This window comes from Natronosalvus sp. KLKA75 (assembly GCF_059736265.1).
On record NZ_CM185522.1, the window covers coordinates 1,656,616 to 1,679,741 of the forward strand.

Here is a 23,126-nt window from a genome sequence, read left to right on the forward strand (position 1 = left end):
CTATTTTTTAATAATTAATTCTCCAGTTCCTTGAATAGTTACGGCGTGTCCATCAATCATTTGTTCAACAATTAGGTCGTCGTTAGTATTTTTCTCAAAGAGTCGGTCTACTGCTTCAAGATCAACCCAATTAAACAGAGGTTTTCGCTCCATTACTTCTGTTCCCTTTATTGTTCCTAGTGAATCTATAACTGCACAAGAAACGGATTTATATTCTGTATAATTGACCACAATTCCCTCATTTTCAACGTTATTTTGATATTCTATAAGCATGTTTGTTTAATTTAAATTACTTCTGTATCGGTTGGTAATATCCTCAATCTACTCTTTCTACACAATCATAACAGGCTATCTACAAAAGGTAGCACTTCAATTTGAAATGTGAGTTCAACAATGTCTTTATAATCCACTGGGAAATTCCCAGCCTGTACTGAGCGGATATCGGCTCTCGTAGATCGCCCTTCATCTCATGCCATTCGCGCCTTATATTCAGCATCGTCTAGGCGTTCTACCAGAATAGGATCATCTGCCTTCATATGCGATTATCGTCCAGAATTTCGACTACTGATCGAGGCGATGATAGTCCGATAGCCACGATAGAACGGCTGTACCGACGAACGCGTGATGAAAAGCGTCCGTTTGATAGGTCCATTTTTAACTACCACGCGACTACATCCGAACTGTAGATCCTCTTACCCTCGAATTTCAGCGTCTAAACACGGCCAGCGCCCTGTATTTAGACGGTCCACCAATCTGCGTCCCCACAGTCAGATGAACATCATTGGCCCGCATCTATGGTTACCATTGAGTGTTCCAAATGTGCCCCGAGAGGATTTCAATAATAGTGCGGGTTCTTAATTCCCTTAACTAATATATTATAAATACCGTCGGATCCATCAGGCTCCATGTTTTGACATCGTTGCATGATTACGAGTGACTGGGAATCGGAGCAGGATTGACAACCGGTGCGCCGAGATGATCATTCGTCGCGCAATCCGTTCGCGCGACAGACAGAGGCCCTCAATACCCATCTGCCACGCCTGCCGTGGGATCGGTGACGGGTACCCCTCTTCCCCGTCGCCAGTTCTTCTGCTAGGAAGTGTCTGTCGCAAAAACGACCCGTCTTTCCACACTAATTTGTACCGTCTCATGCTATTGTTCGGTGATGGAGCCATTCGAGATCAGTCTACGGATCGTGGCGGGGATCCTCCTCATCGGGCTGAACGCGTTTTTCGTCGCGATTGAGTTCGGTCTGACCCGCGCCCGGCAGTATCCCAAGGCAGAGTTCGATACCCCGTCACTCCGACTCGCGTGGGAAATGACCGACGATCTCGAATTCTACCTGACGACGTGTCAGATCTGGATTTCCGGAACCAGTATCGCGTTAGGGATCGTTGCCGAGCCCGGGTTGGCAGCGCTATTCGAGCCGCTCTTCGACAATACGGTGCTCGCCTCGATCGGAGCTGGCTCGTTACTCGGATTTTTTCTAATTAACCTCATCCACCTCACTCACGGGGAACAGACGCCCACGTATCTCGGCGTCGAACGTTCGAAGCAGGTCTGTCGTTACGGGGCGCGACCGCTGTACTGGTTCGCCAAGGTGCTTGCGCCGGCGATCTGGTTCGGTGACTGGATTGCGAAGCGGACCCTCGGACTGTTCGGTATCGAAATGACTGGAGCGTGGCGTGAAACTGAACAGGAAGTCATCGAGTCTCGCGCCGACCTTCGGAATCGACTCGGGTCAGTCCTCGAAGAAGGCGATCTATCGGACGAACGTCGCGAGGAAGTGATGAACGCATTCAACATCGGCGAGCAATCCATCAGTGAAGTGATGGTGCCGTCCGAGGAGATCGTCGCTGTATCGACCGAAGACGATTCCGAAGTGAACCTGCAGAAGATGGAAGACCGACCGCAAACCCGGTATCCGCTCGTCGGAGATGACCTGACCGATTTCCGTGGCATCGTCTACACTCCAGTCCTTCTCAGACATCGCGAGGAAGTGGCCGACGGTGACATTGACTTCGCCGAATTAGCAGCGCCGCCAATGACGCTCTCGCCCGACGCGGACGTCAGTGATGCGATCGATCAGTTCCAAACGGAACGTCAAGAACTCGCCCTCGTGATTGAAGACGGGGACGTCGTCGGGCTGGTCACCGTGACCGATCTGTTAGAGGCGATTATGGGCGACATCGAAGATCCGCTCGATCAAGAACACTTCGAAGCCACCGACGAGTGAGAGTGAGCCGTGGGGGAAGATTGCCTTCTGTTGTGGTCGAGTTTTATGGCCATAGATACTGTGATTGGAACCAATGTACGATACGATTCTAGTTCCGACGGACGGGAGTGAGTCGAGTGCTGCTGCCGAAGATCACGGTGTCAGTGTCGCTAAACCCCATGCAGCGACGGTCCACTTTCTACACGTGATAGACGCCGGGACGGAAATGGCCGCCTCCGGGAGTATTGCACCAGAGCTCACAGAGACGCTTGAACAAGAGGCAGACGAAATCCTCGAGACGGCATCAACGAAGGCTGACAATAGTGATGTGACATCCGAACAAGTCGTGCGCGAAGGCGTCCCTCACGAAGTGATCGCCGAGTACAGTACCGACAATGGGATCGATCTCATCGTCATGGGAGCGAGTGGCCGATCTGGAATCAAAGACCACCTGCTGGGAAGTTCGACGGATCGTGTCATCCGGTCGGTTGATACGTCTGTCCTCATCGCACGTCCCTAATAACCGATATTCTCAACGATCGATACGCTCCTATTTTCCTCAGCGTGGCTCCGCCTTTGACCAGCAGGGTGTTGTTAAGAAGTGAACGGCGTAATCGCTGCGATCTGTTGAGCGACCGTTGCGATACGAAGGACGAACGCTATCAAGATCGCAAGCGGTAGAAGTCCAATTAAGACGGTGAGGACACTCAGAATGACCACCCTCGGCATAGAGGGCGAAGACCCTGTATAGGTGGTAAGTTGGAAGAGAAGCGTGAGAGGGACCGAGACAGATAATAGGCTGATATAGAGGAGCGATCACGATAGTTTAGCAAGCTCTTCTTTCATAAAGATTGTCGTGAAGTATTGACGAGCAACGTTGAGGTTCTCCAGGTCCGACGCGACCTGGTCAAGCATCGTGTGGAGCTGTTCGCGGCTCTCTTCGCCGTATCTCGCCTGTAGCCGGTGGCACTGGTGGATGAAGTCTCCAAAGTCGACGCCGAGAATTGGAGCGATCACGTTTGACAAGGTATCAGAAGCCGGTTCCAACTGATCGCTAATCTGTTCGCACTGCTTTGGAAGATCTGTTACAAGCTCGTCCCTCCCTTCGTCGGGCGTTCCGGGAAGGACCGCTTCGAGTGAGAGGGCGTGCTGACGGGTCTGTTGGAGGAGTTGGTGAAGAAAGTCCGATGGGTCGGTTGGAATCGGCTGCTGGTCGAGCGCTGCCTGCCGATACTCCGCTGTTCGTTCGATTTCTTCTTTCAACGAATCGGGTGATTCCAGTTCTTGCGAGAGAATTACCTGGTTGATTGCCACTACGACAGTAATGAGCGTGATATTTCCCGTTACGAATGCACTCGCCATATACGTCAATGGAGTGACATTTCGAACACTGAATCGAGTAAGGTTTGGAACGAGTACTACCCCTAGCATGAGAAAAAGCATCCCGATGGCGACAAGATGGCGATGACCGGAGAGGAGAACCCATCTTTTGAATTGTGCTCTCATTTCCCCAACCCATGAACCACTAGTAGTGCAAAAAGACCATGGTGAACCCGGATGGCGTAAGCTATTGTGTCCGGCACAGTTACAGTACCCGACGAGTCCAACAGAGTGGGGGGTTGTCATCACGACTATTAAACAATTAGAATGCTGATCTACCTGATTAGTTCACTACCCTGGATACCGTTCTTCGTAACATATGCCTGGTTTCAATGAATGAAAACGCGAAGCATCTATAGCCAGTCGGCAATAAACGGAGACATCGGTCCCCGCATGATTACTGCTTTCGCAGCCTGGTTCCGCTCGCAGAGAGGGAACGATACTGAACGGACCGCGAACCTCACTCTTCAATTCGCTATCGTCGCTTCGCTCGTCGAAGGCGTTCGTCGGCGCGATCCGAGCGTAATCGTCAACAGCATCGTCTCGCTTCTGTTTGCAGCGATGCCAAGATATCTAGAGAACAGATACGGTGCCCGTTTCCACCCGTGGCAACGACTGTGGGTCTCGGCAGCTGCGTTGGTCCACACGCTGGGGATGCTGGGGCCGTACGATCGGATTTGGTGGTGGGATCACCTCGCTCATACGTTATCCGGTGTCGTTGTCGCAGGGGCCACAGATGTCGCGATTCGAGCGGAGGCCAAAGAGGATACTCAAGGGAAATTCTCGCCGAAATCAAGACCTGCGGTAATTACGGGGGTGACACTCGGGTTCGGAGTTTTCTGGGAGGCACTCGAATACGTCATCCATGCAATCGCCGATCAGCGAGGGTTCGAACCACTACTCGTCCACTACGGACGGTTAGACGCGATTGGAGACATCATCTTCGACCTATTAGGGGCGGGTCTCGTGGTCGTATTTGGTCGACAGAGGCTTTCCAATATCATTGCATCAATTTCGGACGAGGGCGACCAACGATGAGTAAATGTGACCACAAGAGAGAAACGGTGACTCGGGTCAAATGGATAACAGAGGGCTCGTCAATATCGTGAAAATCACCGCGAGGAACTCTACACCTTGCTAATACTGCCACCTCTCTTATAATCATCTGAATGCTAGCCAAAAGCATGGTTGAAGTAAACAAGGTAGAAACGGAGGACGACTATATTCACGTCCGGTTTAGAGATCCGGATCAATTCGACGAAATTCGGACACCCGATTGGGCCGAAGAGCCCGCTCAATCGGTCTCTGAGGGGAGTGAAGTACGAATGGGACAGAAAGAAGATAGTGACGACTGGAAGGTAGAGTCCGTTCTCATCAAAAAAAGTGTAGGAGAAGATAAGGCCAAAGACCAGGCACAAGATATCGTCGAAAAGATCGAGTCGTAAAGATTCCCTTGCCATCGCCACATCGGGAGGACCGCGAGACTCGCGACTACAGCAGCGAACGTGTCCTGGTCACTCAAGGTTTCAACCGGTCAGATTGTATCAGTTTATCAGATTACTCGAGACGGCCATACTCTGGACGTTCACCCCTCCGAGAACGCTGACGATTCGTCGTTTCCGTTCGACGACTCTGGCTGGAGCCGATCGATCGCCTGACCGTACAGTTTCGTGAACGGCGTAGCCGTAATTCCGTGAACGAGTATTGAACTCGCGATGACGAGACTGGCTACCTTCCAGATGATCGCGTTGCCCAGTATTCGGTGAGCAACCGTCGCGTAGAACAGCGCTGCGATCCCGATCGGGCCAAACCAGCCCGCGAATAGCGAGTCGCGACCACTGTCGATTGACCGCACTGCCTGCCAGAAGATCACCATCATCGGCAGGCGCCGTAGAAGCAAGATACCGGCCGTGAGAGCTACGCTGGCCCAGCCGAGCGAAACCCACTGCTCGACTGGGAGAACGATACCGAAAAACACGAAGATCGGGAACGTGAATAGACGAAGTACCGTCTCCTGAACTTTCTGCTCGTCGGCTTCGTCCGCGGCGTCAGCGAACTGGTTGAAGAGGAGCCCGGCCACGAACGCCGCGAGAATTCCGTCGCTGCCGAGCAACTTAACCCCGCCCAGGACAGCAAAGGTGAGCGCGATCGTGACGCTCAACAGCGACGTCTCCTCGAGAAACTCGTGTTCGTGGGATTTGCGTTCAATCCAGCCGGCGGCTGCGCCGACCGCCGCGCCGACGAGCACGGCAACGCCGACTTCCCACAGGAGCGTCGAGACCAACCAGTCCGTGATCGCCCGCTGCGGCGGATGCTGGAGTACCAAAATTGGAAGGAAGACGAGCGGATACGCGAGACCGTCGTTGGCTCCTGATTCGGCCGTGAGAAGGTTCCGGATCGACTCCGGAATATACTGTTCTGCGGTAGTACCGGTGACAATTGTCCCGGCGAGAACTGGATCTGTAGGCGTAACGATTGCTCCGATGAGCAACGCGATCCAGAGCGGCACATCCAGGAATGCATATACCAGTACGCCGCTCACAACCCACATTCCGATCATTCCCGGAACGAGAATCAACGCCATTGAACGCACGTGATCCCGGATGTACCGTTGCGGGAGTCGGAGTGCGGCGGCCATAACGGCGAGCCCTACCGTGAGACGTGCGAACTGTTCTATGATCGTGAACGGATCGCCCCAACTGGAAAGGTGAATCAACTCCAGTCCTAGAGGTCCAATCACGAGGCCGAGAAGCACTGCTACTATCGGCTCGGAGATGAAATACACTTTACTTCGCATCAGTCCAGCGGCGAGGCTCAACAACAGCGCCAGGCTACCGATCGTAACGAATGCGATGTTTAACTCTTCCATACGTGTCGCTTCTTCAAGTGGTGAGATCGTTATCGCGAGCTGGCAGCTTGGAAACGTATGTGTCGACTAGATGGACCTTGAGAGACGAAATAGTGATTTGGCCTGCAAACGCTGCAACACCATTTCAGTCCGGATAAAAGCTGATGCATGCACTCATTCCGCGTACCACGTAGCCTCAGCCGATGGGCAATGCCTTCTGGCTCAACCACAATCTTGAGCAGACCAAGGCTATCTCGTCGATTAGCAAGCTGCCGGAGCACCATCGTGTGTTCAACGTTACGAACAACCGCGATACAGCGGCGAAGGCGGCCGCCCAAAACGGTTCGTGGCTGCTCGGGTCTCTCCTTCGGCTGTGGATCGTCACCCTCGTCGTCAATCTCATTGGCGGGTTCCTCTTCGCATTCGCCTTTGCCGTCGATGGTGACCCTCCATCCGGCTCGGCACACGCACTGTCACGGACGGCCGAAGAGTTCGTCCATCGGCTGATGGGAGGAATGTTCGCGAGAGCCATTATCGGTGGTGTGCTCGTGAGCTTACTCTCGTTCCTCATATAGGCCGTTAACAGCGTTCGGAGCCGCATCGCACTGGTCTACCTGGTCGGGTTTCTGTTGGCCCTCAGGCCGTTCGACCCTGTCATCGTCACTGCAATCCACGCCTTTTTCGGGCTCCTCTTCGACGCCCCAATCGGTTACGGGAAGCTGGCCGAAACGATTGTCATCGCGACTGCAGGGAACTTTGTCGGTGAAATTGGCCTCGTTACGTTTACCCACGTCGCCTAGGCGGTGGGTACGGAGAAATGAACGCATTGGGGAACAAGAACCCGGCCGCATCCAGCCCAGAGTACTTGGGCACTCACTCCATCCGATTCTACAATGACCAATAGAGATGTGGATTCGACGGAGGAGACGACCGAGAACAGGCGGCGTCTCGTTCTCAATCCGACGAGCGGGGAGGGTGATCACGTTGAACAGGCCACTCGACTCGCCGCTGATCACGGATTTCAGACCGCCGAGACAGAACGCGCCAGCCATGCAGTCGACCTCACGATGCAGGCCGCGGCCGACAGTGTCGACCTCCTCGCAGTCTGCGGCGGTGATGGAACCGTCCACGAAGCCGTTCAGGGACTCGTCGCGGCCGACGCACTCGAGGACGTGACGCTTTGTATCATCCCTGCAGGAACCGCGAATATCACCGCGTCGGCGCTGGGGGTCGATAGCATACGCGACGGATTCGCGGCCGTAGAGCGGGGCAACACAGAGCGACTCGACCTGGGGACGGCCGACGGCGAGCCGTTCGTGATGTCGGCCATCGCAGGCCTCCCCGCTGCAGCGAGCACATCCGCCTCTGGAGACCTCAAACAGCGGATCGGCACGCTCGCGTTCATCGTCGAGGGGCTGCGGACCGCTCGGGAGTTCGATGGGCTGAAGGTGGCGGTCGGTGCCGTCGCCGGCGATGAGAAGTACGCGTGGCACGGAGAAGCGCTGTGTCTGCTGATCGGCACTCTCCGACACTTCACCGGGGAAAACGAGCCATCGAACGCCGAAGGTGGCCACTTCGAGGTGACGATCGTCGATCGAGTACCGCCGACGGATGCGATTACCGAGGCCGTCGAACGACGGCTCTTCAGTCGCGATACGCCCCACGTTACGACGATCGAAGCGTCCGAACTCGAAGTTGTCGCCCTCGAGGACGAGCCGGTTCGGTTCAGTCTTGACGGGGAACGCAGAGAGTACGAGAAGGTCGAGATCGGCGTTCTGCCACGGGCACTTCGCGTTTGCGTGGGAGCAGAATATGGTTCGCAAACGTGAGCGAGGGCTCTAACAATAGACGGTGGAAAACAGGGATTGAAATAGGCAACCTCTCAGTGAAGTTCTTGGACATACCGATCGCTACCTTTCACAATCGGCTCTCAGTCTGTGCCACATTTGCGCTCTGTATGCAGCACTCACTCAACCAACTACTCGAGTACTGTCAGAAACGACGTGACCAACTCAGAGAATGAGTTCAGTACAGCGACTTCGGTTGTTTCACGATGAAATCAGTGAACTATCCGCTCACTACACGTGTTGATCAAAAGCATTCGAGGAGGTCGCCGTCTTCGACTGGATCGGGCGTCTCTTTTATGACCTTTCTCTCATCGCCGAAATACCGTTCATGGAGGCGGACGACTCCGGTCTCATCGACCCCGTAGACTGCCTCGTCGCTGAAATTATCATCACCGACGAAATGCCCGTCGTGCGTTCTGTACTCTACGGGTGGAGCAAAACTGATTCCAATGACCGTGATCTCGTCGTAGAGCTCAAGAACTCGTGTCGGATCTCCCCAGTTGTCAAGGGTCTCTGCTCCAGCGCTAATTGCTCGTTTCCCGTACTCCGACACGGCCTTGTTTTGCTGGTAGGCGTCTTCGTACTCGTACACGTACTCTATCAGCGATTCTTCGTCGAACGTACTCGGTGGCTCCGGATACGGCTTGATACCCACGCTGTGTAACTCGTCGATTTCACCGTTCGGCTTCTCTAACTCGAACGTCTCACAAACATCCCCGGTGGGTTCGGGGCGATCCGCGTTCGCACAGTTGCGACGACCGGCGATCGAGTCTGGACCGGGAAACGGGCCGTTGGTATGGTCATCTACCCACTCCGCTTTCGACGTACAGCCCGGGACAACGTTCTCATCGGTGGAGTTTTTATCGTCCAAATTGGCTGAATTTTCACCCTGTGGATTGAGGTTGGCGATGCAGCCACCCGTCTCGAGGAGAACACTCACAGCACCCGCAACGAGAAGTTCCCGACGATTCATACTGTATTGTCTGTCAGTACAATAAGGTGTCTTAAATAGGTACTCCAACCTCAAAGAGTGATTTGAGCTACAACTATTCGATACCTATCTCACCTATACTGACCGATCATCAACTCTCGCTGATTGTCTCTCGTCTCGTGGCACATTCGCGCAGTCTATTCAGCAGACACTGGACGAGTTGCCGAATCGTTGTCAAGAGAAGCAATGCAAGATACTGAAGAGGTATTCAGCAGAGTCCAATAATCAGAGATACTGCTCGACGAACGCTCGATGCTCGTTTGCACGCTCATCACGCTTTTCTTCCGAAGCATCCTGATACCAGAGCGGAAGGCAGGCCATTGCCCCTAACCGGCACGCGAGTCGGTACACGTCCATCCGTTCAAGGATTGGTTCATCGAACGACCACTCAGTTCGTGTCTCAGTATAGGCGGCTCGGAACGTTTCGCGTAAGTGGCTGGTCTGCTGAGGACCATCCGCTTCTGGGCTCAGTAGATAGAACTCTGTCTGTGCGAGATTATTCGCTGGCTCAGCTGCCGAAAGGTTCGCCCAGTCGAGAACAGCCTGTGTTTCCCCCGCTTCCGGATTGATCAGTAGATTTCCAAATCGGTAATCCCAGTGGCAATAGGTCGGTTCACCGGGGGTCGGCAGTGCTGGTACCCTTGCTCGGAGATACTCCCGGACCTCTGGCACAAGGTCGTCAAAGCGTGTCGGGTCGTCCGCAAGTTCGGGATAGAACCCACCATTGGCGAGACTGTCGAGCGTCTCCTCACAGTCGGCTAAGACTTTATCACGAAAGTCGTCGGAGCGAGGGTACTTCTCTGTATCCAGTACGGTCAACTCACCGTTTTGAGCCCCGACCTTGCCTGCGGCAGGGAGCGGTCCGAGCTCATGGAGTTCCGCGAGATTTTGGCCTGCCTCTCGCAGAAGTGTCTCACGAACATCTATTGATAGCTCTTCGGCCTGCCCTTCATAGTTCTCACCTTCGATATATTCCATTAGATAGAACGGAGCCGGATACCTCTCGTGATCGTCACAGTAGCCAAATACTGCTGGTACAGGAATGTTGGTTTCTCGGTTCACGAGCATGAGCAACCGAGGTTCTGATCGTGCGATAATGGGATCGACAAAACCAGCTGTCGTCGCTTTAAGTACAACAGAACGTCTTTTCGGTGTCCGAACGTCAAGAATTGCGACGAGGTCAGTGCCGTGAGTGCTCCGTTTGATGGCGGCGACACGCCAGCGCGGTTTGAGTGCTTCAACCATTCCACGTACCTCCGAATCGGTAATTTGCTCGGAGCGGGGTTTGGGGGTCTCTATGGTCATATGGGGTACTCTCAACCAGATAGGTAGAAATGTTCCGATACCAACTTGTATGCCCCATTCGCGCCCTGTATTCAGCAGATCGTGAGCAAACTACCGAAGCGCTGTCAAAAGTGACGTGTTGAATACAGAGAATAGATGCAGTGAATCCGCTCTGTTTCTTCCATCCAGTTAGTTCTGAACCATCGGATCAGGTGACCTGCGCAAGGAACGCTATTAGAAGATAGGCGGGGGGTTTATGGACTCTGTTCGAATACTAAACACAATGTCTCTTCAGGAGGTTTTGGGACCGGACTCCCTCAATCAAATTGTCTACGTTATTCTTTTATGGGCTATCATCGTGTTCGCGTCTACTTTCATCTTCGACGAGCAAATTGTACGATTAGAAACGGTCATTGGAACGGTAATCCTCCTTGTATGGGTCGTGTGGGGCGTTTATTATCGCCTTGAGCAGGTACAACGGAAGCGATACCGGTGAAAAAGTAACCGTTGACCACACCTTATGGTCACCTCCACGAGCAAACTGTAGTGAGCGGTCACCAACTTTCAAATCCGGCGAGATCTCGTGACCCATTCGCGCTCTCTATTCAACAGACGAGATCAGACCTGGCGAATTTTTATCATGAACTGCCTGCTGGATATAGAGCATAGATGCAGCACAGCAGAGTCGTTTGTTTCACAATCTCAGGCCGGAACCAACTGATACACACAGATACGAACTGACCGCTGAGGTCTCCAATAGCCCTCTTACTCGTAATAGACTTGCAACTTGTCTCCGTCGATGTGTACCTCGTACTCAGTGATCATGAACGAAATCGAGATCGTGCTCTTGTCGGTAACAAGTGCATCAAGCGCTTCTGGGTCAACAAAATCACAGAGGGTACCGTCCACTTCGTCTGAGAGATTAACTGGCCGTGCGTCTTCCAGTGAAGCAAGCGCATTGATGACGGCCATGCTCGGGTCCACATCCGACCAATCATATCGCCTCTGAACCGACTCAGTCGCTGTCATAGTTCCACGTTCCAGAGTAGGACTGGACTCGGATATTTTTGGCGTGATGGATTTGCGCGTAGCTTCCTGTAGCAACTTCTGCACCGTTCCGGTATGCGCTTTGTAGGGGGGGGTGTTGAGCGCTTGTGCTAACTCTGCCTTGGAGGTAGGTGAATCAATTGCCATTATCTGTTTCACAATATCGGTGCAATAAACAGAGTGACACGGCATGGTACACAATGGTGAGTGAATACCGATCAGCCAATCAACTGTAATGATGCCCTGAAATTGCCGGGTTCACGTTTTATGCCCTCACACGAAACGGTCTCTACTACGGCCTGGAAGTGTAACGATATGAGTAACACTGGTAAGGGAGATACTCGGACGATAGCGCTCTGTACGACGTGCGGCTCAATGTACGCCGCACGCGAGAAACCCGATGGAACGGTCCTCCCAATCGGTAGGAACGGATGTTCGTGTGAGAATGCCGCGTTCAAAAAAATAGCTTTGGAGCTTGAAGCCGATGAAACTGGACCGGATAAGATACCTGATTGATCAAAGTCTTTCTTATACTGATCACTCCTCTTCGTAAGAGAGGGAGGCGTATTTAGGCAACTTCTTGACTCCACCGTTTCGGGAAGAGTCCTCCCGAGGATGTGTTTTATCCCCCGCCGGAGCCGAGATCCAACGGCTTGTTGAGAGATGCCGAGTTCGTCGCCGAGTTCTTCCATCTTGTGACTCTTCGGTTATGTTATCAACGTGGATACTTCCAATGCGAGTTCCCGTCTCTGAAGCGAAGGGGATCGAATCTAAACACCCCGTAGTAGAAATCACACCAACTGTGGCAAGCACGTGACGGCGAGAAACTGAGAGTGTATCCATACGAGAAGTAATTATCATCTATTTACATATATCTCCCCTGACGATATTTGTTGGACCTGAATCTTGCAGAGACTCGATGAATTGTCGATATAGTGTCAGACTCCGATTCCCTCAACAGGCTATTCGGCTTGATACGATTCCGAAACGGCGGGAAGTGCAAGCGAGAACGTCGCGCCCTCACCGGGTTCGGAGTCAACCCAGATCCGTCCCCCGTGACGTTCGACGATACGCTGACAGAGCGCGAGGCCGATACCCGTCCCCACGTATTCATCGCGACTATGCAGACGCTGAAATACCTCAAATATGCGCTCCTGATTGTCGGCCTCGATGCCAATTCCCTCGTCGCGCACCGAAATTATCCGCTCGTTTCCACGACAGTCGGCTTCGACGTAAATCCGAGGTGGCTCGTCGCCGCTGTATTCGATCGCGTTACTCAGGAGGTTCTGGAACAATTGCCGTAATTGGTTGACGTCGCCCTCGACACGGGGGAGGTCGTCGAGGTGTACTTCGGCATCACTCTCCTCAAGGTGAAACTGCAAGTCATGGAGAACATTGTCGAAGACGGCCTCGAGTTCGATCGCCTCGAACGAGTCGCCCTGCGTTTCAACACGAGAGTACTCGAGTAGACCGTCGATCATATTGCGCATTCGATCCGCGCCGTTGATGGCGAACGCCAGATATTCCTCACCATCCTCGTCAAGGTCGTCGCCGTAGCGCCGTTCGATCAACTGGAGATAGCTCGAGACCATTCGCAGGGGCTCCTGGAGGTCGTGGCTGGCCGCGTAGGCGAACTGCTCAAGCCGTTCATTCGAGACCTCGAGTTGCTCGATCGCTTCCTCGAGTTTCTGCTGGTACTCCAGGCGTTCAGTGATGTCCTGGGCCATCGTCATCCCAGCGAAGACGTCGCCGCGCTCGTCGGTAATTGGCACCGCGTGAAGGACCCACTCTCTACCCTCGTATTCGACTTCAACCGATTCTTCCTCGCCGTCGAGTGCAGCCTGGAACGCGGGCTCGAGGTCTGCTACGGTTTCGTCGGGCCAGACGTCGTGAAACGGGCGGCCTTCGAGATCATCGGGTTTGACGGGGATCCGATTGAACCCTTGTCCGGCTGCCAGCGTGTACTCAAGGTCGTGATCGAATAGCGTAACGAGACCGTTCGGGAAGTACTCGGCGAGGGTGCGGTACCGGCGTTCAGATTCCTCGAGATCGCGCTCGCGCTCCTTGCGCTCGGTGACGTCGCGAAAGTAGACTGAGATGCCAGTCTCGGACGGATACAGATTTGCTTCGATCCAGAAGTCGAACGTTTCGTAATAGAGTTCGTAGCTGGTCCCCTCCTGTGTTTCCAGAGCCGTATGGAATGCCTCCCAGACCTCGTCGATTTCGGCAGCGGAAGGAAAGACCTCCCCGAATGTCTTCCCAATGAGTTCGTCTTCGGAGTGTTGTAATAGCTCCTCGGCCCGCTCGTTGACGTGGGTGAATCGGAACTCTTCGTCGACTGCGTAGAACGCATCAGAAACCCGTCCGAAAATTTCGCCCAGTTCGGTCTCGAGTTCTCGTTCGCGCTCTTTGAGGGAGGTGACGTCTTCGCCGGTCGTAACGACTCGTTCGATTTCACCCGAATCCTCGAAGAACGGCGATGCGCTGACCGAAAGCCAGCGACGGTTGCCATTTGGCAGTTCGACTTGGAGTACCTCGTCGTGGACTGGTTCACCCGTCCGCAAGGTTCGCGCAAAGGGATGTTCATCCGTCGAGATTGGGTCACCGGATTCGTCGTAGACCGATCGCTTCGACGGATCATACGTCTCGGCCTCGTTCTCAGGGATATCGAGTAAGTCCTGAACGCGGTCGTTCATCCGCGTGACTTCGCCGTCTGCATTGATCACCATGATCCCGACGGGACTGGTTTCGAGAATTTGATCGATCAGGTCACGTTCGCGCTGGAGTTGCTGTTCACGTTCGTCGAGCGTCTGCTCTGTTCGTCTTCTGTCGGTAACATCACGGACGACGCCAACTGATCCCTGAAACGTGCCGTCTTCGATGAGCAGGCTCATCCGCAATTCGCAGTAGCGCGCCTCACCGGCAGCCGTTTCAGCCGTGATCTCGAAGGTTTCGTGTATGGAGCGACCGTTGGCGACGCACTCGGATATTTCTCGTTCGATTCGCCCAACATCGTCATCAGAGAGCAGAATCGAGGCGTGTTCGCCGAGGAGGTCGTCTCGTGCGTAGCCGCTAATCTCGACGATGATATCGTTGACTGCAACAAACCGACCAGCAGCATCAAGCTGGTAGATTCCGTCGTCGACAGTATTGACGAGCGTCCGGTAGCGTTGAATCGTCACAGAATTGTCGTCAGCATCGGCCCAGAACGCAGAATCTGTGGCGTCCGCTCGTTTACTCATGGTTTGATGGTAACCTCTTACACAAATAAATCCCGTGTTGGTTATGGGGGAGGGTACACAGGATGGATGAGTGGGTCCATTTGCTTCTCCCGCTCACTATCGCAGGTCCTCTTCTTGTTTTCGGATGAGGGGCAGAAGTCCTCGATAGTCCTGTGCAGACGACGAGATAGACGAAGTGGTTTTGATGAACCATCCTCTGTATTCAACGCACCCGTATTGGCAGATACTGGAGGAATCTCTGGTCAGTCTGTTCCACCGATCGCCCTCCCATCTGATTGGTCAACAACTTCTGATTCATTCGCGCCCTGTGTCATTGCAAAGACTCGACGAAATATCAAGACGCTGTCAGGATCGGTGTGCGAGATACAGAGGATGAGTTCAGCAATCCAGCTTCATTTGTTCCAGTCGAACTTCGTTGAATGTACTGATTAGCAGATTTTCAAACGTACCCACTGAGGTCTCTATCGTTTCTGGTGGTACTCGCTGTTTGACTCTGACTCCTTACGAATAGGACGGCATCCGAGCCTTCTCAATCCAAAACTCCCCCGTAGACTGAATTAGATCGACAAACGACCCAGGATTGGTAGGCTTCGTCAAGTAAGCGTTCGCGTGTTGTTCATAACTCAAAATAACATCATCACTACTTGCCGAACTGGTCAGCACAATCACTGGAAGTTGCCTCAGTTCAGAATCGCTTTTAATCTCCTCTAACACGTCAAATCCGTTTTTGCGGGGCAAATTCAGATCCAGCAATATCAAATCAGGGCATGGTGCTTCTTCGTCTTCCAAGAACTCAATTGCCTCAACCCCGTCCATGGCGACCTGGATGCTTACGTCAAATCCAGCATCTTGAAAGGCTATCTGAGTTAACTGAACGTCACCGGGGTTATCCTCTACAAGCAAAATAAAGGGAGTTGAATCGTTTTCAGTCACGTATATCAATGGGTTCCCATCTGTACTCGAAGTTGGCCGAATATTTGAATCCATCATTGTTAAATCTACCCGCCAATTACTTCGGTAGCTGATCGGAGAGATTGGCCCTCGACACAGCAACGACTTCTCTTCTACTGAGTAATCGCTACTCATTAGCTCGACGGACTGACGCCGACTTTATACCCTCCGCTTTTCTTGAGTTCTAAGAGGCTTTACCCAAAATAATTTGGCAGTTTCTTTTTTGTAGTCCCGTCAGAAGAAAGGCCATGGACCTGATCTTCACGGCATTGTCCGCTGGCCCGCGTCGCCGAATCCTGGCCGAATTGTACGACCAGCCAGCAGATGGCGTACAGGTCCCCGAGGCCATTCTCAATGACGGGGAGGAACGGAGAGATCTCGAAATCGCGTTGCACCACAAGCACCTCCCCCTGCTGGATGATTACGGCTTCATCGACTGGGACCCAGAGACGAGCAGAGTAATGAAGGGGCGTAGATTTGACGACCTCCAACCATTTCTTGAATCGCTCGACGACCAGGCCGACGAGGTATTCATTCCTTGCCCCAGAAAGGGCCAGTCGTAGGCGTACACCTGGAGTCACGATCTCCGAAGGGCGTCTTAGTAACGGATCACTGGCTCCAGGGGTGACGTCGTCGATCAGCAACCGTTCCCCCTGTAAATTGGCTTTGAAGCCGTGACACATTCGCGCTCTGTATTCAGCAAAGTCGCTAAAACCTATCACTGCTCGAGGGGTTCATCAAAGCCTGCGGTCGTGTGTCTTGCGAAAAAGACCCGCTGTCTCGAGACGAGCATGTCGGCGTCGGAGCGTAATCCAGGGCACAGAACGCGACGCCGGTCGATCAGAAACTGAAGAGGTCGATACCGCCGGTGACGCCGACGACCTGACCAGTGACGTAGTTCGCCTGCTCCGAACAGAGGTACGCGACCAGATTTGCGACGTCTTCCTCCCGGCCGAGCCGCCGCATCGGCGTCGCCTTGGCGATTCGGCCGAAGTGTTCGTCGACCTGTTCGAGCTGGTCGATCGGTAGATCCGCGAGCGCGCCGACGACGATACTCGGCGCGACGACGTTGCTCGTGATGCCGAGCTGAGCGCCCTCGAGTGCGAGCGTTTTTCCGAACCCGATCAGCGCCGCCTTCGTCGCGCTGTAGGACATCTGACCGAAGCCGCCCTGCCAGCCGGCCATCGACGACATGGTGACGATCCGGCCCCACTCGCGTTCTTTCATCTTCGGGTACACCGCCCGAGTGACGTTGTAGGTGCCCGTCAGGTTGACGGCCACGTCGCGGTCCCAGAGCTCGTCGTCGAAGTTCTCCATTTTGTCGCGGGCGTCGACCAGGCCGGCATTGTTGACCAGAACGTCGATACCGTCGACTTCTTCGTCGATGGCCGAAACAGTCTCCGCGACCGCATCCCGATCCGTCAGATCGCACGCGACGGCGTGTGCCGTCCCGCCCGCGTCTTCGACGTCGCTGACGACCGTCTCCGCGGCGTCGACGTCGACGTCCAGGGCGACGATTTCTGCGCCCTCTTCGGCGAGGACCTCGCAGTCGACGCTCCCGATACGACCACCCGCACCCGTGACGAGCGCAGTCTTGTCGTCCAGTCCGAAATCCATGCGTCAGTCGTGAACGGCGACGGAAAAGGAGATTGCTCGCCGGATCGCAGGGGGTTTATACTCCCTCGCTGGCACCGTCGACGATCCGCTAGCATCGTCGGCGAACGCGCTCTTCAACGCCCTCGGATACCAGTGAGTACGCTTTAGCGATTCAGTGGTGGTATTGTGAACAAATGCCAGACGACACGCTCTGGTCGAGCGAGTACGAACGGTTTGGAATCCCCGAGACCCTCGAGCCGTACCCGGACGATCCGGTCCACCAGCTTCTGTACGACGCCGCGGACGAACACCCCGATCAGGGGATCGTGCAATTCGGGCAGCGATTCACCTACCCCGACCTCAAAACGGACGTCGACCGGCTGGCAACCGCACTGCGCGAGCGCGGCGTGACGAAGGGCAGCCGGGTCGCGACGATCCTGCCGACCTCCGCACAGTTCGTCGTCGCCACGAACGCCATCTCGCGTGCCGGCGGCGTACACATCCCGAACGACTTCCTGGACGCCGAGGACGACCTGGTCTACCGACTCGAGCAGGGCGATCCGGAGGTACTGATCGGTCACGACGAACACCGGGAACTGATCCGCTCGCTTCAGGACGAGCTGGGCCTCGAGAACGTGATCCTGACCTCGCTCGAGGACTACTCGGACGATCCGCCGGCCGATCACGAGGAGATCGCCGGCGTCGAGTGGCTCCCGGACGTCGTCGAATCGGCGAACGCCGATCCGCCGGACGTCGCGTTCGACGTCGAGTCGGACGTCCACACGTTGTTGTTCACCGGCGGCACGACGGGACTGCCGAAGGGCTGTCGACTCACCCACCGGAACCTCACCGCGAACGCGCTCCAGGGCGTTGCCGCGCAGTCGCGGATGGCCCAGATGATGCGCGGGAGCGAGGCCGCGGTGATGGCGCTGCCGATGTACCACGCCTACGGTTACTCGATCACGAACAGCCTGCTCGAACTCGCACTCGACGTACTGATCGTGCCCGACGCGCGCGACACCGCGTACATGAGCGAACTGGTCAAGCGCCACGAACCGCTCATCATGCTCGGGGTGCCGACGCAGTTCATGGAGTTGGTCAACGAGACGTTCGAGTCGGACGTGATCGGGATCTCGGGTTCCGCTCCGCTTGCAAACGAGACGAAATCGGCGTTCGCGCGCGAGGCCGGCGGCGTCTCGCAGGGCTACGGTCTCTCGGAGATGTCGCCGATCACCCACTTCGACATTCACGGTCTCCACGACCTGCTGGGCGGCGGCGGAAGCGACGACGGACTGGACCATCCGACCATCGGGCTCCCGGTTCCCGACACGAACGTCAAACTTCGCGACGTCGACACCGGCGAGACCATTCCGCTCGAACGCGCCGCCGAGGAGGGGCTGGAGGGCGAGATGCTGGTCGACGGCCCGCAGCGAATGAAAGGCTACCTCGACGAGGAGAACGATCCCTTCGACGACGAGGGATACGTCGCGACCGGTGACGTCGCGAAAGTCGACTCCAGGGGTCGATTCTACGTCGTCGATCGCGTCAAGAACATGATCAACGTCTCCGGGCTGAAGGTGTACTCCGAGGAAGTCGACGAGTTCCTGTACGGACTCGACGGTGTCAAACGGCCCGCGACGATTGGCGTTCCCGATCCCGAGCGACCTGGCAGCGAGCGGGTCCGAATCTACATCGAGGAGGATCCGAACGCGGCCGTCGACCTCACCGAACGGGACGTGGTCGAGTACCTCGAGGGAAAGGTGCCGAAACAGGCGATTCCCTCGGAGGTCGTGTTCGTCGAGCGGGTTCCGCTGACCGATATCGGAAAGACCGACAAGAAGGCGCTCCAGGATGAAGCGACGCTCGACGTAAGCGTACACTGAACGACAGGACCGTCAGAAACCGAGCGATCGCACGCCTGCGGATCGAAGTTCTCCGGCCGAGTATGGACCACTCTCGTTGCAGGATGATAGACCAATCAGGCTTTATTGAAACCTTCAATTGGTGATAGGTTGTCGAAGCCGTGCTGAATACAGGGCGCGAATGCTGCACATCATCTGACCCGATCTACGAAAGGTGGTGACCGATCAGTTCAGGAAGTATACGCATAATTACCTCCAAAAAACATATAGTGGTAACACACTCATCACAAATGATAATGGCAATGATAACTCGTCGTCACCTCCTTGCTATTTGTGGGATTTCGGCGACAGCGGGTTGTATGGAACGTATCTCTGCTGACTCTGAGACTGGTATTCGGCTTGGCAGTATTCGGATAGCCAATACAACAGATGAAACACAGAAAGTCGATTTGTGGATTGAGAGAGACAACGAGTTTGTGTACCACGACAGCAATGAAATCGAGGCGAATAACGAGGTGTGGATCGAGCCAACGTGGTCGTCTAAGCCAGCAGAGTACGACTTCTATTATGTTATCAGTGGTGTAGACGAGTTGCAAGTCGCCAATCTCACTGAACTCCACGAGGAAGAGACAGAAGGAGACTGCCTCTTTGCAGATATATGGATTGTAGACGGGGTTGAGAATAGTACTGTGACAGCGAAGGATGTCGAAGAACAGGAGGCAGCCACCTGCAACTTCTAAGTCAACGGTCAGTACGCACGTGTAGTGAGCGGATGGTTCACCGATTTCGCTGTGATACAAACAACGTTCTCGTGCTGAACTCATCCTCTATATTCAGCAGACAACTCTTATAATCTACTGAGGATTACAACAAAACGTCCTAATCGCGTTTCAGATACCTCATAATCGGGTTCTACATCCGGAAGAGTAGGTTTGGTCTCTGTTCGAGGGCCGATTATGAAGATAGTCTAGGAAAGGTTTCACGATACCGGTCTCCCTCGAGAGCAAGGCTTGTGTCCCAATCGTCGAGTATGAGGATTCTCGAGGCGATTAGGGGCCATTCACGTATGTTTCAGTGATTTCTGAGACTGATGGTCGAGTGAGGTCCGTTTCGTGATCGGTACTCGCTACGTAGATGCAGGGCACGAAGCGTCAAACGTGCATAACCGGTTCGAGACGCGTTCTATGGTGTGTTTACCTTCTTGAAAAGTGTCTCAGTCTCTTCGGAAATTCTGGTGCTGTCTAGAACCCAAAACCGATAGCAGGGAACCGATTTTGAACTTTCGAGTCGTGTACTGACCGGGCCTACGATCGACTCGAGCGGGTGAGTGAGATCCCTCCGGAGAAGCCTCTAAACCGCCGAATCCGATTTCGTCAGATTGACTTGAGGCTCTCTTCATAGTGTTTCTCTTCCTGGTAACCGCCAACCCGGAAAACGCAAGAGGGAAACCGATTATGAATTTTTTGAGAGCGTGATTTGCCCCACTTTTCGGGTCACTCTCTTTCTCCTATTCACGTCTGTCACTGCCCTGGAAGCCATCTCGAGCGATAACCCCACTCAGAAATCTCTTCCTAGATTCGTTCATAGACCACTTCTACACACTTCTTCCGGACCACTACCGCGGTTATGATCACCAAGCTAGTCTGGGCAATACGATCATAGAAGCGCTCATCCCTCTGTGAACTCCTCTATTCGTTAGGGAGCATGTTCAGTTCGCACCCATCTGTACCGGTTAGTTCCATTCAATGTGGTTGAAATAAACGAGGTCGATGTTCTGCATCCATTCTCTAAATTCAGCACCCGATTCCTATCAACAGTTGAGGGTTTCAACAGAGCCGCCAATCAATATCTCGTCACTATTGAGATTGAGCATAAAGATCCGCGTATCCCATGGATCAGACTGTTCGAGGCGTGTCCACTACTCACTACCATCGGGATTCACCCCCGCACGGTGAACCCGGATCGATAGCTATGACGGACGACGAACTCATCAAAGACATCGAAGCATCGCTCGACAAATCCGACGACGAACTCGAGGACGACCTGCCGGACCTGCTCGGTCGGATGGAGGGCCAGACCGACGAGCTCGTCCGGGAGTACCCGGAGACGTTCGGTCGCGTGGTCAAGCGCATGGAGACGATGGACATCGCGTCGTTCGTCTCGGACAATCCCGAGACCGCAGACCAGTTCCAGGAACTGCTCTGGGCCGGGATGAACGTCCTCGTCGAGACCTCCTCCGAGGTGCAAGAGAACATCAACGAGGACATTACCGTCAACTTCGAGGCCGACGACTGTCCGATGGCGGGCCACCTCGAGGTCGACAGCGAGGAACAAACGATGCGGGGTGGTTCCGGGAAACTCGACGACCCAATGCTCGAAATCACCGGTCCCGCGGACACGCTGGTCGGACTCATCGTCGGCAGCGTCGACCCGATCCAGGGCTTCATGCAGCAGAAGTACGAGATGGACGGCCCCGTCCACAAGGGAACCCGCCTGGCACCGATCATGAACTCACTGTCCGAGCAGGTCCCTGCGGAGTAAGCGAATGCGCCTGACCGACGACCAGTTGGCGTTTCGCGACGACCTCCGGGAGTACCTCGAAGGCGAGATCGAGCCAATCGTCGACGAGAAGGACCGCAATGGACCGATGGGGCGCGACGATCTCGTCGGCTACCTGGACGACCTCCAGGAGCTCGGTATCGGCTTTACGCCTGACACCGTCCACCAGTACTTCGGCGACGTCTGGCGGTTCGTCATCGCGAGCGAGGAGATCAGTCGCGTCTGGCCGAGCCTGAACGTCGCCCTGCAGATGTCGTTCCCGGCGCTGTTCGTCCGCTTCGCCGCCGACGAGACCCAGCAGGCGATGCTCCCGAAATTCGAGGACAACCGGTGTATCGGCTGTCTCGCGGTGACCGAGCCCGAAGGCGGCTCCGATACGGCCCACCCGAACACCGTCGCCCGTAGGGACGGCGAGGAATTCGTCCTCAACGGCGAGAAGGTCTGGGTCGGCAACGCACAGATTGCCGACGTCGCGCTCGTCGTCGCCCACGACGCCTCCGAGGACGTCCAGGATATGTTTCTAGTCGACCGAGCGAACGCCGACTTCGAGACCGAGGAGATGAACAAATTGGGCTGGAAGGGCGTTCCGAACGGGCGCATGGTCTTCGAGGACGTCCGCGTTCCGGTCGAGAACCGATTCTCGACCATCTTCGGAGACGCCATCGCCGACGGACACGACATCTCCGAGATCGTGCCGTTTCCCGAGAGCGTCAGCCAGCTCTTCTTCGAGCACAAGCCGCTCAACGTCATGTTCTCGTTCATGCGAACGGGGATGGCGTTCATGGCCGTCGGAATAATGCAGGCGGCGTTCGACGACGCGCTTGCCTACGCCCAGGAGCGGGAAACCTTCGGGGAGCCGATCGCCGGCCACCAGCTGGTCCAGGAGAAGCTCTACGACGTCCGGGCGGCCATCGAGGCCTCGCGGGGCCTCTCTCGAAGCGCGGCTGAAGCGCTCGTCGACGGCGATCCCGACGCGCGACTGCTCTCGTCGCTCGCGAAGGGGTACGCCTGCGAGCGGTCGATCGAGGCGACCAGCGACGCGCTTCAGGTGCTCGGCGCCGCGGGGCTCGACCTCGAGAACCGCCTGGAGCGGTACTACCGCGACGCCCGCGTGATGACGATCCCCGACGGAACCACCGAGATCCAGAAGCTCATCGTCGGCAAGGAACTGACCGGCACGAGCGCGTACTGACGCGGTACGCTTGGGACTCGTTTTGCACTCCCACCGTCGGCCACTCATCTTCGGGCTCTCATCGTCGACCACTCGTCTCGAGACGGTGGTTTCGGCGGTCGTCGTTGCGAAC

The 23,126-nt window shown here is 55.0% G+C and carries 21 protein-coding genes and 2 pseudogenes; 13 read left to right on the forward strand and 10 right to left on the reverse strand.

The genetic code is table 11. The annotated features are described in order from the left end of the window. Positions 1–273, reverse strand: a complete 273-nt coding sequence (locus AC6I65_RS07935; protein ID WP_497901385.1) for a HalOD1 output domain-containing protein — start codon at positions 271–273, stop codon at positions 1–3. Between the two features lie 892 nt (positions 274–1,165). Here AC6I65_RS07935 and AC6I65_RS07940 point away from each other — a divergent pair. Next, positions 1,166–2,236 carry a hemolysin family protein gene (locus AC6I65_RS07940; protein ID WP_497901386.1) on the forward strand — a complete coding sequence of 357 codons (1,071 nt, stop codon included), beginning with the start codon at positions 1,166–1,168 and terminating at the stop codon, positions 2,234–2,236. Between the two features lie 73 nt (positions 2,237–2,309). Then, the gene (locus AC6I65_RS07945; protein ID WP_497901387.1) at positions 2,310–2,735 is read left to right on the forward strand and encodes a universal stress protein; all 426 of its coding nucleotides are present in this window, start codon (positions 2,310–2,312) and stop codon (positions 2,733–2,735) included. A 74-nt stretch (positions 2,736–2,809) separates the two neighbouring features. On the opposite strand, the pseudogene AC6I65_RS07950 reads toward AC6I65_RS07945, so the two are convergent. Then, a pseudogene (locus AC6I65_RS07950) lies at positions 2,810–3,841 on the reverse strand (DUF7972 family membrane protein). A 147-nt stretch (positions 3,842–3,988) separates the two neighbouring features. Between AC6I65_RS07950 and AC6I65_RS07955 the strand changes: the two are divergent. Next, the gene (locus AC6I65_RS07955) at positions 3,989–4,633 is read left to right on the forward strand and encodes a DUF2238 domain-containing protein (RefSeq protein WP_497901388.1); all 645 of its coding nucleotides are present in this window, start codon (positions 3,989–3,991) and stop codon (positions 4,631–4,633) included. A 146-nt stretch (positions 4,634–4,779) separates the two neighbouring features. Continuing rightward, positions 4,780–5,040 (forward strand): hypothetical protein, encoded by a 261-nt coding sequence (locus AC6I65_RS07960; protein ID WP_497901389.1) that lies wholly within the window; start codon positions 4,780–4,782, stop codon positions 5,038–5,040. Positions 5,041–5,180: 140 nt separating this feature from the next. On the opposite strand, the gene AC6I65_RS07965 is transcribed toward AC6I65_RS07960, so the two are convergent. Then, a complete protein-coding gene (locus AC6I65_RS07965) occupies positions 5,181–6,464 on the reverse strand; it encodes a cation:proton antiporter domain-containing protein (RefSeq protein ID WP_497901390.1) in 1,284 nt (427 codons plus the stop codon). A 182-nt stretch (positions 6,465–6,646) separates the two neighbouring features. On the opposite strand from AC6I65_RS07965, the gene AC6I65_RS07970 reads away from it, so the two are divergent. From AC6I65_RS07970 to AC6I65_RS07980, 3 genes are all read left to right on the forward strand, one after another. Continuing rightward, positions 6,647–7,018: a formate/nitrite transporter family protein gene (locus AC6I65_RS07970; protein WP_497901391.1), complete on the forward strand. Its 372-nt coding sequence runs from the start codon at positions 6,647–6,649 to the stop codon at positions 7,016–7,018. 54 nt (positions 7,019–7,072) lie between these two features. Beyond that, positions 7,073–7,243 carry a hypothetical protein gene (locus AC6I65_RS07975; RefSeq protein WP_497901392.1) on the forward strand — a complete coding sequence of 57 codons (171 nt, stop codon included), beginning with the start codon at positions 7,073–7,075 and terminating at the stop codon, positions 7,241–7,243. 93 nt (positions 7,244–7,336) lie between these two features. Continuing rightward, the gene (locus AC6I65_RS07980; RefSeq protein ID WP_497901393.1) at positions 7,337–8,272 is read left to right on the forward strand and encodes a diacylglycerol/lipid kinase family protein; all 936 of its coding nucleotides are present in this window, start codon (positions 7,337–7,339) and stop codon (positions 8,270–8,272) included. A 262-nt stretch (positions 8,273–8,534) separates the two neighbouring features. On the opposite strand, the gene AC6I65_RS07985 is transcribed toward AC6I65_RS07980, so the two are convergent. From AC6I65_RS07985 to AC6I65_RS07995, 3 genes are all read right to left on the reverse strand, one after another. Continuing rightward, complete coding sequence (locus AC6I65_RS07985) at positions 8,535–9,263, reverse strand: hypothetical protein (protein ID WP_497901394.1); 729 nt, start codon at positions 9,261–9,263, stop codon at positions 8,535–8,537. Between the two features lie 243 nt (positions 9,264–9,506). Then, a complete protein-coding gene (locus tag AC6I65_RS07990) occupies positions 9,507–10,586 on the reverse strand; it encodes a phosphotransferase family protein (protein WP_497901395.1) in 1,080 nt (359 codons plus the stop codon). A gap of 744 nt (positions 10,587–11,330) precedes the next feature. Next, positions 11,331–11,759 carry a HalOD1 output domain-containing protein gene (locus tag AC6I65_RS07995; RefSeq protein WP_497901396.1) on the reverse strand — a complete coding sequence of 143 codons (429 nt, stop codon included), beginning with the start codon at positions 11,757–11,759 and terminating at the stop codon, positions 11,331–11,333. 228 nt (positions 11,760–11,987) lie between these two features. On the opposite strand from AC6I65_RS07995, the gene AC6I65_RS08000 reads away from it, so the two are divergent. Next, complete coding sequence (locus AC6I65_RS08000; RefSeq protein WP_497901397.1) at positions 11,988–12,128, forward strand: hypothetical protein; 141 nt, start codon at positions 11,988–11,990, stop codon at positions 12,126–12,128. Positions 12,129–12,193: 65 nt separating this feature from the next. Here AC6I65_RS08000 and AC6I65_RS08005 read toward each other — a convergent pair. The 3 genes and pseudogenes from AC6I65_RS08005 to AC6I65_RS08015 form a co-directional block, all read right to left on the reverse strand. Next, positions 12,194–12,319 (reverse strand): annotated as a pseudogene (locus AC6I65_RS08005) (bacterio-opsin activator); the annotation flags it as partial. A gap of 255 nt (positions 12,320–12,574) precedes the next feature. Further along, a complete protein-coding gene (locus AC6I65_RS08010; RefSeq protein ID WP_497901398.1) occupies positions 12,575–14,854 on the reverse strand; it encodes a PAS domain-containing sensor histidine kinase in 2,280 nt (759 codons plus the stop codon). Positions 14,855–15,355: 501 nt separating this feature from the next. Beyond that, entirely contained in the window at positions 15,356–15,787 is a 432-nt protein-coding gene (locus AC6I65_RS08015) for a response regulator (RefSeq protein WP_497901399.1), read from the reverse strand. A 266-nt stretch (positions 15,788–16,053) separates the two neighbouring features. On the opposite strand from AC6I65_RS08015, the gene AC6I65_RS08020 reads away from it, so the two are divergent. Then, the gene (locus AC6I65_RS08020) at positions 16,054–16,368 is read left to right on the forward strand and encodes a DUF7344 domain-containing protein (protein WP_497901400.1); all 315 of its coding nucleotides are present in this window, start codon (positions 16,054–16,056) and stop codon (positions 16,366–16,368) included. A 277-nt stretch (positions 16,369–16,645) separates the two neighbouring features. On the opposite strand, the gene AC6I65_RS08025 is transcribed toward AC6I65_RS08020, so the two are convergent. Beyond that, positions 16,646–17,422: an SDR family NAD(P)-dependent oxidoreductase gene (locus AC6I65_RS08025; protein ID WP_497901401.1), complete on the reverse strand. Its 777-nt coding sequence runs from the start codon at positions 17,420–17,422 to the stop codon at positions 16,646–16,648. A gap of 173 nt (positions 17,423–17,595) precedes the next feature. Here AC6I65_RS08025 and AC6I65_RS08030 point away from each other — a divergent pair, with 173 nt between their 5' ends. From AC6I65_RS08030 to AC6I65_RS08045, 4 genes are all read left to right on the forward strand, one after another. Then, positions 17,596–19,284, forward strand: coding sequence for an AMP-binding protein (locus AC6I65_RS08030; protein ID WP_497901402.1), 1,689 nt, complete (start codon positions 17,596–17,598; stop codon positions 19,282–19,284). A gap of 338 nt (positions 19,285–19,622) precedes the next feature. Continuing rightward, positions 19,623–20,003, forward strand: a complete 381-nt coding sequence (locus AC6I65_RS08035) for a hypothetical protein (RefSeq protein WP_497901403.1) — start codon at positions 19,623–19,625, stop codon at positions 20,001–20,003. Between the two features lie 1,231 nt (positions 20,004–21,234). Then, a complete protein-coding gene (locus AC6I65_RS08040; RefSeq protein WP_497901404.1) occupies positions 21,235–21,804 on the forward strand; it encodes an SCP2 sterol-binding domain-containing protein in 570 nt (189 codons plus the stop codon). Between the two features lie 4 nt (positions 21,805–21,808). Further along, the gene (locus tag AC6I65_RS08045) at positions 21,809–23,014 is read left to right on the forward strand and encodes an acyl-CoA dehydrogenase family protein (RefSeq protein WP_497901405.1); all 1,206 of its coding nucleotides are present in this window, start codon (positions 21,809–21,811) and stop codon (positions 23,012–23,014) included. Positions 23,015–23,126: the final 112 nt, after the last annotated feature.